Source organism: Acidovorax sp. CCYZU-2555 (genome assembly GCF_018413525.1).
Lineage (GTDB): Bacteria > Pseudomonadota > Gammaproteobacteria > Burkholderiales > Burkholderiaceae_C > Comamonas.
In genome coordinates this window covers 63,240-79,173 of sequence record NZ_JAHCDD010000002.1, presented here as the reverse complement: position 1 = coordinate 79,173, position 15,934 = coordinate 63,240, and the positions used below count along the sequence as shown (strand labels likewise).

The following is a 15,934-nucleotide window of genomic DNA, read 5'->3' as shown; positions in this document are numbered from 1 at the left end:
CAAAGGTGGCCGCAGCCCCCGATATCCACCGCATCCGAGGAGACACAACATGGCCGGCAACTTCCAATGGGACGATCCCTTCCAACTCGACCAGCAACTCACCGAAGACGAGCGCATGGTGCGCGACGCCGCGCGTGACTATTGCCAGGGCCAGCTGGCGCCGCGCGTGCTGGAAATGTTCCGCCATGAAAAGTCCGACATCACCATCTTCCGCGAGATGGGCGAGCTGGGCCTGCTGGGCCCGACGATTGGCACCAACTACGGCGGCGCCGGCCTGAACTACGTGAGCTACGGCCTGGTGGCGCGCGAGATCGAGCGCATCGATTCAGGCTACCGCTCGATGGCCAGCGTGCAAAGCTCGCTGGTGATGGTGCCCATCAACGAATTCGGCAGCGAAGAGCAAAAGCAGAAGTACCTGCCCAAGCTGGCCAGCGGCCACTTCATCGGCTGCTTCGGCCTGACCGAACCCGACCACGGCTCCGACCCGGGCTCCATGGCCACGCGCGCCTACAAGGTGGACGGCGGCTACAAGCTCAAGGGCAGCAAGATGTGGATCACCAACAGCCCCGTGGCTGATGTGTTCGTCGTCTGGGCCAAGGAAGTTTCCGAAGGCGGCGCGGTCGGCCAGATCCGCGGCTTCATCCTGGAAAAGGGCTGGAAGGGCCTGACCGCCCCCGCAATTCACGGCAAGGTCGGCCTGCGTGCCTCGATCACCGGCGAAATCGTCATGGACGACGTGTTCGTTCCCGAAGAAAACGCCTTCCCCGAAGTGCGCGGCCTCAAGGGTCCGTTCACCTGCCTCAACAGCGCACGCTTCGGCATTGCCTGGGGCGCGATGGGCGCGGCCGAAGCCTGCTGGCACACCGCGCGCCAGTACACGCTGGACCGCAAGCAGTTCGGCCGCCCCCTGGCCGCCAACCAGCTGGTGCAAAAGAAGCTCGCCGACATGCAGACCGAAATCACGCTGGGCCTGCAGGCCGCGCTGCGCGTGGGCCGCATGAAGGACGAACACCAGAACGTGGTCGAGATCACGTCGCTGATCAAGCGCAACAACTGCGGCAAGGCCCTGGATATCGCCCGCCTGGCGCGCGACATGCTCGGCGGCAACGGCATCAGCGACGAATTCGGTGTGGCCCGCCATCTGGTGAACCTCGAAGTGGTCAACACCTACGAAGGCACGCACGATGTGCACGCGCTGATTCTCGGCCGCGCGCAGACGGGCATTGCGGCGTTCGCGAACTGATTGCACTGAGCGGGGAGGCAGGGCCTGCCCGTGCCGCTCGGCAGTTCCGTACGTCCTGAGCCTTAATCATGAGGACAGGGCGTTCATCCTTCGACAAGCTCAGGACGAACGGATGACCGTTCGTGGTGAGCTTGTCGAACCATGAACGGCCTGCCCTCCAGTAGAAGCCCCCATGACCACATCCCCCCCCACCGCCCTCGCCGGCATCAAAGTCCTCGACCTGTCGCGCGTGCTCGCCGGCCCCTGGTGCACGCAGATGCTTGCCGACCTGGGCGCCGACGTCGTCAAGGTGGAGCGCCCGGTCGCGGGCGACGACACGCGCCACTGGGGCCCGCCGTTCCTGCGCGACGAGAACGGCCAGGACTCGCGCGAAGCCAGCTACTTCACGGCCTGCAACCGCAACAAGCGCTCGATCACCATCGACATGGCCCACCCCGAAGGCCAGGCGCTGCTGCAGCGCATGGCCGGCGAAGCCGATGTGGTCGTCGAGAACTTCAAGGTCGGCGGCCTGCGCCAGTACGGCCTCGATTACGACAGCCTCAAGGCGCGCAATCCGCGCCTGATCTACTGCTCCATCACCGGTTTCGGCCAGGACGGGCCCTACGCCGAGCGCGCGGGCTACGACCTGATGGTGCAGGCCATGTGCGGCCTGATGAGCATCACGGGCCATGCCGACGGTGCGCCCGGCGGCGGCCCGCTCAAGGCCGGCGTGGCGGTGATCGACGTGTTCACCGGGCTGTACGCGAGCAATGCGATTCTCGCGGCGATCAACGCGCGCCACGCGAGCGGCCAGGGCCAGTACATCGACATGGCGCTGCTCGACGTGGGCATGGCGGTGCTCGCCAACCAGGCCGCGGGCTATCTCGCCACGGGCGAGGCGCCGGGCCGCGCGGGCAATGTGCACCCCAGCCTCGCGCCCTACCAGGACTTCGTGACTTCGGACGGCAACGTGATGCTGGCAATCGGCAACGACGGCCAGTTCGCGCGCTTTTGCGCCGCCATCGCCGCGCCCGAATGGGCCCAGGACGCGCGCTTCGCGACCAATACCGCGCGCGTGCAGCACCGCGCGGCGCTGCTGGCGCTGATGGAGCCCGTGCTGCGCCAGCGCACCACGGCCGCCTGGATCGCGCTGTTCGAAGACAAGGCCGTGCCCTGCGGCCCGATCAACACCGTGGCCCAGGCTTTCGACGATCCCCAGGTCAAGGCCAGGGGCCTGCGCATAGAACTGCCGCGCGACACAAATGACGGCATGCCGGCCGTGGCCGGCGTCGCCAACCCGATGCGGCTGTCGGGCACGCCCGTGGTCTACCACCGCGCGCCGCCCGCGCTGGGCCAGCACACCGATGAGGTGCTGCAGCAGTTGGGACTGGACGCCGAGAAGATCGCGGCGCTGCGCGGCAACGGCGCGATCTGACAGCCCGTTACCCCTGAGTCGGTCGACAGGGCGGCGATCTGCGCAAGCCCTGGGGGCCTCTGGGCAATATCCCTGCCCGGGCCTCTGATCGAATATGCGGAAAATCCCTGGCGATTTGATGCAGGACAAGACACGCCTGCAAACTCAAATGCCCCCTGGGAAACTACTGAAGCATTTAACTGTCGCCGGGAAATTGCGCTGCCAACAATGCCATTAGCATATTGTCACGTTGAACAAAATATTCCCTGGAGACAATTCAATGGTTCGCAAAAGCATTTTGGCCTTGGGCATTCTTTCCCTTTTCGGCAGCGCCTTCGCGCAGTCGGCCTATCCGAACAAGCCCATCAAGCTGCTCGTGCCTTTCGCCGCGGGCGGTACCACCGACCTGATTGCCCGCGTGATCGCCGATCCGCTGGGCCGTGAACTCGGCCAGCCCGTGATCGTGGAAAACCGCGGCGGCGGTGGGGGCAGCATCGGCGCCGCCGAAACCGCACGCGCCACGCCCGACGGCTACCACCTGGGCATTGCCACGGTGTCGACCACGGCGACCAACCCGGCGATCAACCCCAAGATTCCTTACAACGTCGCCACCGACTTCACGCCCGTCATCAACATTGCGGCCACGCCCAATGTGATCGCGGCCAACCCCCAGTTCGCGGGCAAGAACTACAAGCAGTTCCTCGAGGAAATCAAGAAGAACCCCGCCAAGTACTCCTACGCCTCGCCGGGCACGGGCTCGATCACCCATCTGATGATGGAAATGTTCAAGCTGTCTACCGGCACCGACATGATGCACGTGCCTTACCGCGGTTCGGGCCCGGCGCTCAATGACGCCGTCGCCGGCCAGGTGCCGCTGATTTTCGACAACTTGCCTTCGGCCCTGCCCTTCATCAAGGAAAAGCGCCTCGTGGCCCTGGTGGTCGCTGCGCCCGAGCGCGTGCCCGCGATGCCCGATGTACCCACATTCAAGGAAATCGGCCTCGAGCCCGTGAACCGCATGGCCTATTACGGCATCGTCGGCCCCAAGAACCTGCCCAAGGACATCGTCGACAAGGTCAATGCCGCCACGCGCAAGGTGCTGCAGGACCCCGCGATCCGCAAGCGCATCGAGGAAACCGGCTCCATCATCCAGGCCGGCACGCCCGAGAAGTTTGCCCAGCAGATGAAGGAAGAACTCACGGTCTACAAGGACGTGGTCGTCAAGCAGAAGCTCACGATGGATTGAGCTGCGCGCAACGAAAAAAAACCCCGCATCGCGGGGTTTTTTTTGGGGCCGAGCGGCGGCTGGATCAGCTGCCTTCGCCGAAGGTCAGCTGACCGGCGTCACGTGCACGTTGCAGGTCGGCAACCACCTGGTCGCGGCTCACGGCCTGGCCTTGCGCGGTCTTGGCGGGGTAGAGGTCGGGACGCACCTCGCTCATGCGGGCACCGGAGACCGTTTCCAGCAGCTCGCCGTTGGCACGCGCACGCTGGAACTCGGCGATCACCTGGGCACGGGTATTGCCCGCGGCCTGCTGTTGCGCAGGGTATTGCTGCGGGTTGAGCACCTTGGGTGCCAGGCCCATTTCGCCTTCGGCGATGCTGCCGGTGCGCTGGGCTTCGGCCAGATCGGCGAGCACCTGGGCGCGGGTCAGGCCGGAGGTGGGTTCGGCGGCCATGGCGTGGCCGGCGACTGCAGCGGTGAGGGACAGAATCAGGATCGAAGCGGTGTGACGGATGGAGCTCATGAGATCTTTCAGAAGAGGTTCAAGGAAGGCGGCGGTTCGGTGATCCGGGGTCTGCTGCCTAGCGAATGAAGACAATTCTGTGACCAGAGCACTGACGCGAAGATTGCGTGGACATTACGTTTTTGTCATGTGCGAAATCGCGTTAGCCACTACCATTACTGCCTTCCCCCGGACCGGCACAAGCACTCCATGCGCATATTGATCATTGAAGACGAAGTCAAATCCGCGGATTATCTGCAAAAGGGTTTGACCGAGTCCGGCTATCAGATCGAAGTCGCATACAACGGCGTGGACGGTTTTCATCTGTCCCGCAATTCCGATTTTGATCTGCTGATTCTTGACGTCATGTTGCCGGGAATGGACGGCTGGAGTTTCATTCGGAAATTTCGTGAAACCCACCAGACGCCGGTATTGTTTCTGACCGCACGCGATGCCATCGAAGACCGCGTAAAAGGGCTGGAACTCGGCGCCGACGATTACCTGGTCAAACCGTTTTCCTATGCCGAACTGCTGGCGCGCGTGCGCACCTTGCTGCGCCGCACGCCGCTGCGCGAGCCCGACGTCTTTCGCCTCGCCGACCTCGAAATGGACTTGCTGCGCCGACGCGTCACGCGCCAGGGCCAGCGCATAGAACTGACCAACAAGGAGTTCGCGCTGCTGCAATTGCTGCTGCAGCACCAGGGCGAAGTGATGTCGCGCACGCGCATTGCGTCCCAGGTCTGGGACATGAACTTCGACAGCGATACGAATGTCGTCGATGTCGCCATACGCCGCCTGCGCGCCAAGATCGACGACGGCTACGACACCAAACTGATACAGACCGTGCGCGGCATGGGCTACCGCATCGAGGCCGAGACAGAATGAAGAAATTCGAGCAGATCAGCCTGCGCCTGCGGCTGGCACTGATGTTTGCCGCCGTGAGCGCGATTTTGTTTGGCGCGATGGGGTTTTATGTCTACGACGCGCTCAAGACCGAACTCAAGCAGCGCGACGACGAAGCCCTGATCGCGCGCATCGAACGCATGCGCATTCTTTCGGGCGATCCCGAATATGTCGAAACCTTGCGCCAGCACCCGCACCTCTATGCGCATACGCTGGGCAACAAGGAAAACATTCTCTGGATCATCAACGACCGCGGCGAGCTGCTGGTCGAAATCAATCCCACCGACATGCAGCGGCCGGCCTTTCCCGCCGACGGCTCGCCCATGCTGTTCAACAACACCGGCCCCGAAGCCGCGCGGCTGGCCTGGGCCCATGTGGTCTGCCCGCCCGGCATCCTGCACGTGATCACCGGCACGCTGCTGAACTCGCGCATCCAGATGCTCGCCGCCTACCGCACCAATCTCGCCCTCGCCTGGCTGGTGGGCGTGCTGCTGGCGTTTGCGATGGGCTGGGAAGTGGTGCGCCGCGGCCTGCTGCCGCTGCGCCGCCTGAGCCTGCAGGCCGCGGCCATCCACCCGCAGCAGCTGGGCCTGCGGCTGGACGCCCAGCGCCAGCCCCAGGAGCTGCAAGGCCTGACCTGCGCGCTCAACCTGATGCTCGCGCGGCTCGAAGAAGGCTATTCGCGGCTGTCGCGCTTTTCCGAAGACCTGGCGCACGAGATGCGCACGCCGCTCAACAACCTCATGGGCCAGAACCAGCAGGCGCTCAACCAGCCACGCAGCGTGGAAGACTATGAAAACCTGCTGGTGTCCAAGCAGGAGGAATACGAGCGTCTGGCGCGCATGATCGACAACATGCTGTTTCTCGCGCGCGCCGAAAAGCCCGAGGCCATGCTGCAGCTGAAGTCGCTGGACCTCGCTCATCTGACAGGCCGCGTATGCGACTATTTCGAAGGCATGGCCGACGAACGCGACATGCAGATGCGCAATCTGGCGCAGGGGGGGCTGATCGCCGATTCGGCGCTGCTGGCGCGCGCCATGGCCAACCTGGTCTCGAACGCCTTGCGCTACGGCGCGGCCGGCAGCGTGGTCACGGTCAGCAGCCAGGTGCATGCGCTGGGCCTGGACATCGAAGTCTCCAACCATGGCGAGCCCATCGCCGCCGAACACCTGCCGCGGCTGTTCGACCGGTTCTACCGCTGCGATCCGGCGCGCGCCCAGCCCGGCGACTCGGGCGGTCTGGGGCTGGCGATTGCGCAGTCGATCATGCACATGCACAAAGGCCAGGTGCTGGTCGACAGCCAGCCCAAGGAAACGCGCTTCATTCTGCGTTTCGGGCCGGAGTCGGTGACACAGGTTCCTGCTGCTTAGTACAGCACGCGGCAGCGGATGGTGCCGGGGATGTCGGTGAGCTGCGCCATGGGCAGATCGACCGTGTCGGCGACGATGTCCATCACCATGTAGCCCAGCGTTTCATCGGTGCGCAGATACTGGCCCGCGATGTTGATGCCATGCTGCGCGAACACCTGGTTCACGGCCGACAGGATGCCCGGCACGTTGTGGTGCACATGCAGGATGCGCTTGTGGCCGGGGTGGGAAGGCAGCGCCACTTCGGGGAAGTTCACTGCCGAGGTGGTCGTGCCGTTGTCGCTGTACTTGATCAGCTTTTCCGCCACTTCAAGACCGATGTTGGCCTGCGCTTCAGCGGTGGAGCCGCCGATGTGCGGCGTCAGGATCACGTTGTCGAGGCCGCGCAGCGGCGACTCGAACTCATCCTTGTTGGTGCGCGGCTCGACCGGGAACACGTCGAGCGCGGCGCCCAGCAGGCGACCCGAGCGCATGGCGGCGGCCAGCGCATCGATCTCGACCACGGTGCCGCGCGAGGCATTGATCAGGATGGCGCTGGGCTTCATGGCGGCGATTTCGGCCGCGCCAATCATCCATTGCGTCGAAGGCAGCTCGGGCACATGCAGGCTCACGATGTCGCTGACGGCCAGCAGTTCCTGCAGCGAGGCGGCCTGGCGCGCATTGCCCAGCGGCAGCTTGGTGGTGATGTCGTGGAAAACGACCTGCATGCCCAGCGCTTCGGCCAGCACCGACAGCTGCGTGCCGATAGAGCCGTAGCCGACGATGCCCAGCGTCTTGCCGCGGATCTCGTACGAGTTGTCGGCCGTCTTGAGCCAGCCGCCGCGGTGCGAGGCCGCGTTCTTCGCGGGAATGCCCCGCAGCAGCAGGATGGCTTCGCCCAGCACCAGTTCGGCGACCGAGCGGGTATTGGAATAAGGCGCGTTGAACACCGCCACGCCGCGCTGGCGTGCGGCATTGAGATCGACCTGGTTGGTGCCTATGCAGAAGCAGCCCACGGCGACGAGCTTGTGCGCGGCCTGGAAGACCGCTTCGGTCAGCTGCGTGCGCGAACGGATGCCGACGAAGTGCACGTCGGCGATCTTGCGCTCGAGCTCCTCGGCCGGCAACGCGCCGGAGATCGCTTCCACATTGGTGTAGCCCGCGTTCTGCAGAAGCTGCAGAGCGCCGGGATGGATACCCTCCAGCAGCAAAAACTTGATTTTCGACTTGTCCAGCGACGTCTTGTTGGTCATTCAAAGCTCCGATTGCGCAATCCTCCATTACAGCGGATTCTGGATACCGCTACGCCGGATAGGTCCTCCTGAGAACTCCTCGCATTGCCGCTGCGCGCAATTCGGCCCGCACGCGGCGGCGCAAGATCCTAGGAAAGCACCTGAAAGTACTGTCCCAGAGGCTCGCGCTCGGTCTGCGTCTGGTTGTCGGGCGCAAGCGGATCGGCCCAGCCCAGGGCCACGCCGCAGACCACGACTTCGCTGTCGGGCAGGCCCAGCTCGCGGCGCACGATCTCGGGATAGGAGGCCAGCGCGCCGATGGCGCAGGCACCCAGCCCCTTGGCATGCGCGGCCATCAGCAGGCCATGCAGGCACATTCCCAGGTCCATGAAGCCGCCGCTGCCGAAGTCGCGGTCCAGCGTCACCAGCAAGGCCACGGGCGCGTCGAAGAAACGGTAGTTGCGTTCGAACTGCTGCTGGCGCGCGGCCGCGTCGCCGCGCGCAATGCCCAGGCTGCGGTACAGCGCCTGGGCCGACGCCACCTGGCGCTTGCGCAGCTGCATGGGCATGGGCTGGGGAAAGTAGTCGTACTCCTCGCGCGCGGGCTGCTGCGTGCGCACCGCCTCGCACAGCGCGGCGCTCACGCGCGCGCGCGCTTGGCCTTGCAATGCCCAGAAACGCCCGGGCTGCAGATTGGCACCGCTGGGCGCCTGGCGCGCGGTTTCGAGCAGGCTTTCGAGCAGGTCCTGCGGCACGGGATCGGGCAGGAAGCCGCGCACCGAACGGCGGCTGCGCGCCAATTCGGCGTAATCCGCGGGCGCGTTGAATGTCATGGAGTCGGAAGAGGAGGAATGCATGGAAATTCCCGCGCGCTCAGGCGCGCAGGCTTTGAAAGATCGTCGCCGCGCCCAGGCCGCCCGCACCGGCGATGCAGGCCAGGCCATTTTGCGCGCCCTCGCCCAGGCTTTGCAGTTGCGCCAGCACGCGCACCGCCGCGATCGCGCCCGAAGCGCCAATTGGGTGGCCGCGCGCCAGCCCGCCGCCCTGGGCGTTGAGGCGTTCGGGGTCCATCCCCAGTTCGGAACGGAAGTCCAGGCCTTGCACCGCGAACGCGTCGTGCAGTTCCCAGCGCGCGATGTCCTGCACGCCCAGCGCCAGGCGATCCAGCAGCTGGCGCGCCGCGGTCGCGGCGCACAGCATGGGCGTTTCGGGCGCGCCGCCCACGCTCACCGCGCCGCGCCACAGCGCCGCGGGTTGCAGCCCCCATTCGCGGCAGGCGTTGGGCGTGGCCAGCAGCAGCAGCGCCGCGCCGTCGGCCTTGGGCGAAATCGCCACGGTGCTCACGGCGCAAGCGGCGCCGCCCGGCGCCATTGCCGCCACCGGCATGCGCGCCACGCGCTCGGCGCGCAGCAGGCGCGGATAGGCGTCATGGTCCAGGCCCTGCAGCGCAATGATTTCCGCGCGCTGATCGGCGCGTGCGGCGACGGCTTGGTCATGGCTGGCGATCGCATACGCGTCCTGCGCGCTGCGCGCACAGGCGCTGCGCTGGGCGTAATCTGCCGCGGCCTGCAGCATGTCGGGATCGCGCTCGGGCCAGGGCGCGAACGCGGGTCGTTCATAGGCGACCGCGGGGTCCTGCGGCTGCAGCGGCCGGTGCTGGCGAATCGGCGCGCGGCTCCAGGCCTCGGCGCCGCCCGCGATCACGATGCGCGCCTGACCCGATGCGAGCAGGCCGCAGGCCAGCGTGATTGCGTCCAGGCCCGCGCAGCACTGGGTGTCCACCGTATAGGCAGCGCTGGTCTCGCGCAGTCCGGCAGCCAGCGCGAGCATGCGCGCGGGGTTGCCGCCCGCGCCCAGCGCATTGCCCAGCACCACGGCGTCCACCGCATCGGCACGCAGGCCGGCGCGCGCCAGCAGCGCCTGCACCAGCGGCGCCGCGAGTTCATGGGACTGCAGTTGCGCCAATGCACCGCCCACGGGGGCGACCGGGCTGCGCGCCCAGGCGATGACGGGAATGGCAGCAGCGCTCATGGCCAGGGCCGCAGATATTGCGGCTTGCTGTCGGTGTCCAGGGCCTGCAGCGCGCGCGCAAGCGTTGCATGGTCGGTCTTGCCGCTGGCCGTGAGCGGCCATGCGCCCTGCCACAGCCACCAGTGGCGCGGCGCCTTGAAGGCTTCCAGCGTCACGCGGCACCACTGGGCCAGCGCCAGCGCGTCGGGCATGGGGCACACGTCATCGACCGGCGACTGCAATACCGCGTGCACCGCATGGCCGCGCAGACCGTCGGCCACGCCATGCAGCGACACCTGGCCCAGCTGCGGATGGGCTTGCAGCCGCGCTTCGACTTCTTCAGGAAACAGGTTCTTGCCCTGGGTCACGATCATGCGGCTTTCGCGCCCACGCAGATGCAGCCAGCCCTGGGCGTCGATATGGCCCATGTCGCGCACCGACAGCCAGTCGCCGCGGCGCAGCGCGGCCGAGCCGTCGGAATGCCCCACATAGTCGATGAACAGCATGGGGCTGCGCACCCAGATGAGCCCCGGCTCGCCCGCGTTGTCGCCCGTGTCGGTCAGCGGGTCGGCGCCGATGTGCAGCCTCACATTGCTGAACGGCCGGCCCACGGCCTGGGCTGGGGCCTGGGGATCGGCGTCCATCCAGGCGATATAGCTGGCTTCGGACGCGCCATAGAACTCGACGATGCGCGCCTTGGGAAACAGCGCCTGCAGCGCCGGCGTGCGCTCGCGCATCCAGCGCGCGCCGCTGATCAGCAGCAGCGCCACGCCGTCGACCGGCGGCGCCTGGCGGCGCTGCGCCCATTCGAGCATCAACTGCAGCTGGCTGGGCACGGCGACCAGCACCGGGAACGCGCCCGACTGCAGGCGCGCGAGCGCGCGACCCGCCGAAAACCGCTCCTGGATCTCGACGCCCGCGCCGCTCCACAGCCCCCACAGCGCGGCAAACAGAAACAGCGAATGCGACAGCCGCCCGGGCGCGTAGACGCGCTGCGTCGCGGCCTCACCCAGGTCCTGGGCCGACACGCGAAAGCTTTCGGTCCAGGAACGGTGGTGGCGGCGAAAGCCCTTGGGCAGGCCGCTGCTGCCCGATGTGAAGCCGATATAGAACGGCGTCTCGGGCCCGGGTTCGGGCATGTCGACCGACGCCAGCTCGGCGAACTGCGCGGCGATTTGCTGCTGCACGGCCGCAGGCCATTCGGGGTCGGCAACGGCCGCGCAGCGGCCGCTGGCGACCACGGCGAGAAAATCGACGATGCGCTCCAGGCCCGAGCCGCTGCCGTCGAGCAGCACCGTGGCCGGCGCCCGGCGCGCACGCAGCGCCGCGGCCTGCGACGCGACGCGCGCCTGCAGTTGCGCAAAGCCCAGCTGCTCCAGCCCGTTCGACAGCGCGACGGCGTCGGGCTGCACCCGGCTCCAATGCGCGAGCGGCCCATGCACCAGTTCGAACGCCGCAGGCAAGGCCGCGCCCAGGTCGGGCAAGGCCAGCGACAAAGGGGACGGAATCTGCATCGACACCCGGCTCAGGCGGCGCGACCGCCAAAACGCCAATCGGGCAGCGCCTTGGCGACGGTGTGCACGATCAGCGCGCACAGCACGCACTTGATCAGATCGCCGGGAACGAACAGCAGGTCACCCCAGAAAGCCTGGGCCAGCGGAATCTTGGCGACCAGCACCAGGCCCGCGATACCGAAGCTGTGCAGCACCAGCACGCCGCCGACCACGGAAGCGATCAGCGCGCTCCAGGCCGCGCGCAGCGGCGTGGTCTTGGGCAGCATGGCCATCACCAGGCCGGTGGCGAATGCCGCGGCCGCAAAGCCCACGAGATAGCCCGCGGTCGGCGACACGAACACGCCCAGCCCGCCGCGTCCGCCGGCCAGCAATGGCAGGCCCGCGGCGACCGCGACCAGAAACAGCAGGATGGCCTGCAGCCCGCGCCATGGGCCCAGCAGGCAGCCGGCCATCATCACGCCCAGCGTCTGCAGCGTGATCGGCACGCCTATGGGCAGGTCGATCTTGGGAATCAGGCCCATGACCGCGATCAACGCGGCAAACAGGCCCACCAGGGCCATGGATTCGGACTGGCGGCGGGAAATGGCGGTTTTCATGGGTGGCACTCGGGTTGTATCAATCGGAATTCAGGAAATCGGTCATTCAGCCGCCGAGGCGGGCGAACAGGGCATCGGCCACGCGGCGCGCGGCCTGCAGCATCTGCACGGTGAGCGGCGCGATCAATCGCAGCCCTCCGGCCTGGCCGGTGCGCAGGCGGTAGGCATCGTCGAGTTTTTTCCATTGCACGAAAAAATGCTCGGTGAAGCGCAGCATCAATCCCAGCTGCAGGGAAATGCGTTCGGGCTGCAGCCCTATGCGCGCCAGCGGCGCAAGCCAGCGGTCCAGCACTTCAAGCAGGTCCATGGGGCGCGTGGTCACCGCGAGCGCCACGCCCAGCACGCAAGCCGTCGCCAGCCGCAAGGCGCTCACGGCGGCCAGCGTGGGCCGGCCCATCCACAGATGGAACAGCGCGACCAGCAGCGCGCCCAGCAGCACCGAGAAAACCAGCCGGCGCGCGATGCGCGTGGCTTCGCCCAGGCTGAACCACAGCAGCGCCGCGCCCGCCGCGCAGACGCCCAGCACCCAGGGATTGGTTATCAGGAACAGCAGCGTGCCGAACAGCGCCATGCACGCCAGCTTGAAGCCGGCGCCATGGCGGTGCAGCCAGGTGGGGAGATCGCTGTAAAGGCTGCCCATGGCGTCAGAGGGTATGTGCGGGAGCTGCCGCGCGCCGGGCCGCGACGTCGGCGGCCACCGCGGCTTCATAGGCCGCACAGACCTCTTCGCCCGGGCCGTCGCCGCGCACCCGGCCCTGGTCCAGCCAGACCACGCGCGCATAGTCGCGCACATGGGCCAGCACATGGGTGGAGACGATCACCTGCTGCGAAGCCGCCGCAATGTCGTCGGCGAGCTGGGCCTGGCCCGGCAGGTCCAGGCTCGCATAGGGTTCGTCGAGCAGCACGGTGCGCGGCGCGGCGATCAGCAGCGCGAGCCAGCAGACCATCTGGCGCTGCCCCTGGCTCAGGCTGCTGATCGCGCGCTCGGCCCAGGCGCCGAGGCCGCGCCGGGCGAGAAACTCGCGCGCCTGGGCCTTGGCGTCGCGCTTGGACAAGCCCTGCGACTGCAGTCCCAGCGCCAGCTCCTCTTCCACCGTGGGGAAAATGATCTGGTCGTCGGGGTTCTGGAACATCATGCCCACCCAGCGCGTGCGTTCACGCCCGGCCGCATGCAGGTTCTGGCCGTCGAACAGCACTTCGCCCGCAGCCGGCGCCTCGAGCCCGCACAGCAGCCGGAACAGACTGGTCTTGCCCGCGCCGTTGTTGCCGATCAGGCCTATGCGCGGCTGGTCCCAGACCAGGCTCAGGTTCTCGATCACCTGGGTATGGCCGCGCACCAGCCGAACGCTGGCGAGTTCGATACGCGGCGGAGAAAGCTTGCTCAGACCGCAAGAGGTCTCAGCGCAGGAAACAGACATAGGGCAATCAATTGAAATAGTTCATGGTCAGTGACCGCATACATGCCGGCCCTGAAAACCAAATTTCGCTCATCTTGCCACTAAAGACATGCGTTCTTGCACCAACTTCTCGCAAATATCCTGGGCCTTTTGAGGCCCCGCATGTTCTGGCAAAAAAGACCGAACATAGCGGTCAGTTGCGGGCTGTTCGCGGTGTGTTCCCGCTTTGCACGCCATTGAACACGCATCTGCGGGTAAAACACGACCCCCTGCGCCGCCAACGCTCGGGAGATGCGCGACGAAGGGATGGCGTTACGAAGCAACCGCCGCCTGCGTCGCAGCGCCGCAGAACCAAAGGCCGTAGAAACGACAACGCCCCGGCAGCACAGAGGCTGCCGGGGCGCAAAACGCAGAACCTGGCGTGCGACTCAGAGAACAGTCAGCGCCGGCTCTTCGAAGATCAGCTGGCTGATGCGGTTCTCGGCGCCCATGATCGCCACGCGCGGCACATGGGCCGCGAGTTCCTTGGCGTCGACATAGGCGTAGGCGATGATGATCACGATGTCGCCCTTTTGCACCAGGCGCGCGGCCGCGCCGTTGACGCAGATCACGCCGCTGGCGCGCTCGCCGGCGATCACATAGGTCTCGAAGCGCGCGCCGTTGTTGTTGTTGACCACGTGCACCTTCTCGTTGGCGACTATGCCCACGGCGTCCATCAGGTCCTGGTCGATGGTGATCGAGCCTACATAGTTGAGATCGGCCTGGGTGACCTGGGCGCGATGGATCTTGCTGTTCATCAGCATGCGGAACATGGGCTTACCTCTGGAAAGTGATGTTGTCGATCAGTCGGGTGCGGCCCACGTAGACCGCGGCCAGCGCGATGCAGCTGGACTCGTCGTCGCCCAGCGCCAGCAGATCGGGCCAGGCGAGCAATTCAAGGTAGTCGATGCGGCTGTCGGGAATGCCGGCGATATGCGCACGCGCCGCATGCAGCGCGGCGTCGGGGCCGAAGCCGGCCTGCAGGCGTTCGCGGCACAGCTGCAGCGCCGCGTGTATGGCCGGCGCATGCGCGCGCTCCTCGGCATTCAAATACACGTTGCGCGACGATTTCGCCAGGCCGTCGTCTTCGCGCACCACGGGAATCACGCAGATTTCCAGCGGCAGGTTGTAGTCGCGCACAAAGGTCTGGATGATCGCCACCTGTTGCGCATCCTTCTGGCCGAAGAACGCGCGGTCGGGCTGGACCAGGTTGAACAGCTTGCAGACCACCTGCAGCACGCCGTCGAAATGCCCGGGGCGCGAGGCGCCGCACAACATGTTCGCCTGGCGGCCGGCGATGATCAGCGGGCCCGCGGCATGCGGGTACATCTCTTCGGTCGAGGGCGCGAACACCGCATCGACCCCATGCGCCTGGGCCAGCGCGCAGTCGGCGTCGAGGTCGCGCGGATAGGCGTCGAAATCCTCGTTCGGGCCGAACTGGCGCGGGTTGACGAAAACGCTCATCACCACCAGGTCGCAATGCCGGCGCGCGTTCTCGACCAGGGCCATGTGGCCCGTGTGCAGCGCGCCCATGGTGGGCACCAGGGCGATGGTCTTGCCTTGGCTGCGCGCGTGGGCAAGCCATTGGCGCAGGTCGGCGATTCGGGTCAGGCGTTGCATGGCAGCCAATCTTCCAGGGACGAATTTTAGGAGGTCGCGGGCACGATGCCGCCGTAGATGCGTTCGAGCACGGAGTCGTCGATGTTGTACGTGTGGGCTTCGGCGGGAAACGCGCCGCCGCGCACCGCGCGCGCATAGTCGGCCAGGCCGGCCTGCAGCGGCGTGCCCACGTCGGCAAACTGCTGCACGAACTTGGGAACGCGGTGGCTGCCATAGCCCAGCAGGTCATGGAACACCAGCACCTGGCCGTCGGTGTCCGGTCCCGCGCCAATGCCTATCGTGGGAATCGCCAGCTGGGCGCTGATGCGCTTGGCCAGCTGCTGGGGCACGCATTCGAGCACCAGCGCGCAGGCGCCCGCGGCCTCGCAGGCCAGCGCATCGTTCATGATCTGCTGCGCGGCCGCGGTGTCGCGGCCCTGCACCTTGTAGCCGCCCATCACGGCGGCCGACTGCGGCGTCAGGCCCAGATGGCCGACCACGGGAATGCCCACATGGGTCAGTCGGCGTATCACTTCGATCACTTCGCCCGCGCCTTCGACCTTGAGTGCGTCGGCGCCGCTGCGCTGCATCATGTCGACCGCGCAGCGCGTGGTGCTTTCGAGCCCCGCGTGGTAGCTGCCGAACGGCATGTCGACCACGATGCAGGTGGCGGGCGCGCCGCGGCGCACGGCCTTGGCGTGGTGCACCATGTCGTCGACCGTGACCGGCACCGTCGAGTCATAGCCCAGCACCACCATGCCCAGCGAATCGCCGACCAGAATGGTGTCGACGCCCGCGGCCTCGGCATAGCGGGCGCCCGGATAGTCATAGGCGGTGACCATCACGATCTTGCGCTCCTCGCGCTTGAACTGCTGGAACTCGGTAGTGGATTTCATGGCGCTGTCTCGGTATTCCGGAGCCTGTCGCGCAAGTCC

General features: G+C 66.6%; 16 protein-coding genes. 5 read left to right on the top strand and 11 right to left on the bottom strand.

The features are described from left to right. The first annotated feature begins 49 nt into the window (after positions 1 to 49). The 3 genes from KHY18_RS01085 to KHY18_RS01075 all read left to right on the top strand — a co-directional run bounded on the left by KHY18_RS01085 (position 50) and on the right by KHY18_RS01075 (position 3,882). Positions 50 to 1,243, top strand: a complete 1,194-nt coding sequence (locus KHY18_RS01085; RefSeq protein ID WP_213293358.1) for an acyl-CoA dehydrogenase — start codon at positions 50 to 52, stop codon at positions 1,241 to 1,243. 172 nt (positions 1,244 to 1,415) lie between these two features. Next, positions 1,416 to 2,657 (top strand): CaiB/BaiF CoA transferase family protein, encoded by a 1,242-nt coding sequence (locus KHY18_RS01080; protein ID WP_213293357.1) that lies wholly within the window; start codon positions 1,416 to 1,418, stop codon positions 2,655 to 2,657. 259 nt (positions 2,658 to 2,916) lie between these two features. Beyond that, positions 2,917 to 3,882, top strand: coding sequence for a tripartite tricarboxylate transporter substrate binding protein BugE (locus KHY18_RS01075; RefSeq protein ID WP_213293356.1), 966 nt, complete (start codon positions 2,917 to 2,919; stop codon positions 3,880 to 3,882). A 64-nt stretch (positions 3,883 to 3,946) separates the two neighbouring features. Here KHY18_RS01075 and KHY18_RS01070 read toward each other — a convergent pair whose 3' ends face one another. After that, complete coding sequence (locus tag KHY18_RS01070; protein WP_249728825.1) at positions 3,947 to 4,384, bottom strand: DUF4148 domain-containing protein; 438 nt, start codon at positions 4,382 to 4,384, stop codon at positions 3,947 to 3,949. 189 nt (positions 4,385 to 4,573) lie between these two features. Between KHY18_RS01070 and KHY18_RS01065 the strand changes: the two genes are divergently transcribed. Next, positions 4,574 to 5,248 carry a heavy metal response regulator transcription factor gene (locus KHY18_RS01065; protein ID WP_213293355.1) on the top strand — a complete coding sequence of 225 codons (675 nt, stop codon included), beginning with the start codon at positions 4,574 to 4,576 and terminating at the stop codon, positions 5,246 to 5,248. After that, a complete protein-coding gene (locus tag KHY18_RS01060) occupies positions 5,245 to 6,636 on the top strand; it encodes a heavy metal sensor histidine kinase (RefSeq protein WP_213293354.1) in 1,392 nt (463 codons plus the stop codon). The genes KHY18_RS01065 and KHY18_RS01060 overlap by 4 nt, the downstream gene beginning before the upstream one ends. Here KHY18_RS01060 and serA read toward each other — a convergent pair. The 10 genes from serA to panB all read right to left on the bottom strand — a co-directional run bounded on the left by serA (position 6,633) and on the right by panB (position 15,895). Continuing rightward, the gene (gene serA, locus KHY18_RS01055; protein ID WP_213293353.1) at positions 6,633 to 7,865 is read right to left on the bottom strand and encodes a phosphoglycerate dehydrogenase; all 1,233 of its coding nucleotides are present in this window, start codon (positions 7,863 to 7,865) and stop codon (positions 6,633 to 6,635) included. The two genes, KHY18_RS01060 and serA, sit on opposite strands and share 4 nt — an antisense overlap. 128 nt (positions 7,866 to 7,993) lie before the next feature. Next, complete coding sequence (locus KHY18_RS01050; protein WP_213293352.1) at positions 7,994 to 8,701, bottom strand: nitroreductase; 708 nt, start codon at positions 8,699 to 8,701, stop codon at positions 7,994 to 7,996. A 16-nt stretch (positions 8,702 to 8,717) separates the two neighbouring features. After that, the gene (locus KHY18_RS01045) at positions 8,718 to 9,875 is read right to left on the bottom strand and encodes a thiolase family protein (protein ID WP_213293351.1); all 1,158 of its coding nucleotides are present in this window, start codon (positions 9,873 to 9,875) and stop codon (positions 8,718 to 8,720) included. Next, entirely contained in the window at positions 9,872 to 11,368 is a 1,497-nt protein-coding gene (locus KHY18_RS01040) for an AMP-binding protein (RefSeq protein WP_213293350.1), read from the bottom strand. The genes KHY18_RS01045 and KHY18_RS01040 overlap by 4 nt, the downstream gene beginning before the upstream one ends. Positions 11,369 to 11,379: 11 nt before the next feature. Beyond that, positions 11,380 to 11,964, bottom strand: coding sequence for a biotin transporter BioY (locus KHY18_RS01035; protein ID WP_213293349.1), 585 nt, complete (start codon positions 11,962 to 11,964; stop codon positions 11,380 to 11,382). Positions 11,965 to 12,010: 46 nt separating this feature from the next. Continuing rightward, positions 12,011 to 12,604 (bottom strand): energy-coupling factor transporter transmembrane component T family protein, encoded by a 594-nt coding sequence (locus KHY18_RS01030; protein ID WP_213293348.1) that lies wholly within the window; start codon positions 12,602 to 12,604, stop codon positions 12,011 to 12,013. Positions 12,605 to 12,608: 4 nt separating this feature from the next. Then, positions 12,609 to 13,382, bottom strand: coding sequence for an energy-coupling factor ABC transporter ATP-binding protein (locus KHY18_RS01025; protein WP_213293347.1), 774 nt, complete (start codon positions 13,380 to 13,382; stop codon positions 12,609 to 12,611). A gap of 407 nt (positions 13,383 to 13,789) precedes the next feature. Then, entirely contained in the window at positions 13,790 to 14,173 is a 384-nt protein-coding gene (gene panD, locus KHY18_RS01020; protein WP_213293346.1) for an aspartate 1-decarboxylase, read from the bottom strand. Positions 14,174 to 14,177: 4 nt separating this feature from the next. Further along, a complete protein-coding gene (panC, locus tag KHY18_RS01015) occupies positions 14,178 to 15,020 on the bottom strand; it encodes a pantoate--beta-alanine ligase (RefSeq protein WP_213293345.1) in 843 nt (280 codons plus the stop codon). Between the two features lie 26 nt (positions 15,021 to 15,046). Further along, positions 15,047 to 15,895 carry a 3-methyl-2-oxobutanoate hydroxymethyltransferase gene (gene panB, locus KHY18_RS01010; RefSeq protein ID WP_213293344.1) on the bottom strand — a complete coding sequence of 283 codons (849 nt, stop codon included), beginning with the start codon at positions 15,893 to 15,895 and terminating at the stop codon, positions 15,047 to 15,049. Between the last annotated feature and the right edge of the window lie 39 nt (positions 15,896 to 15,934).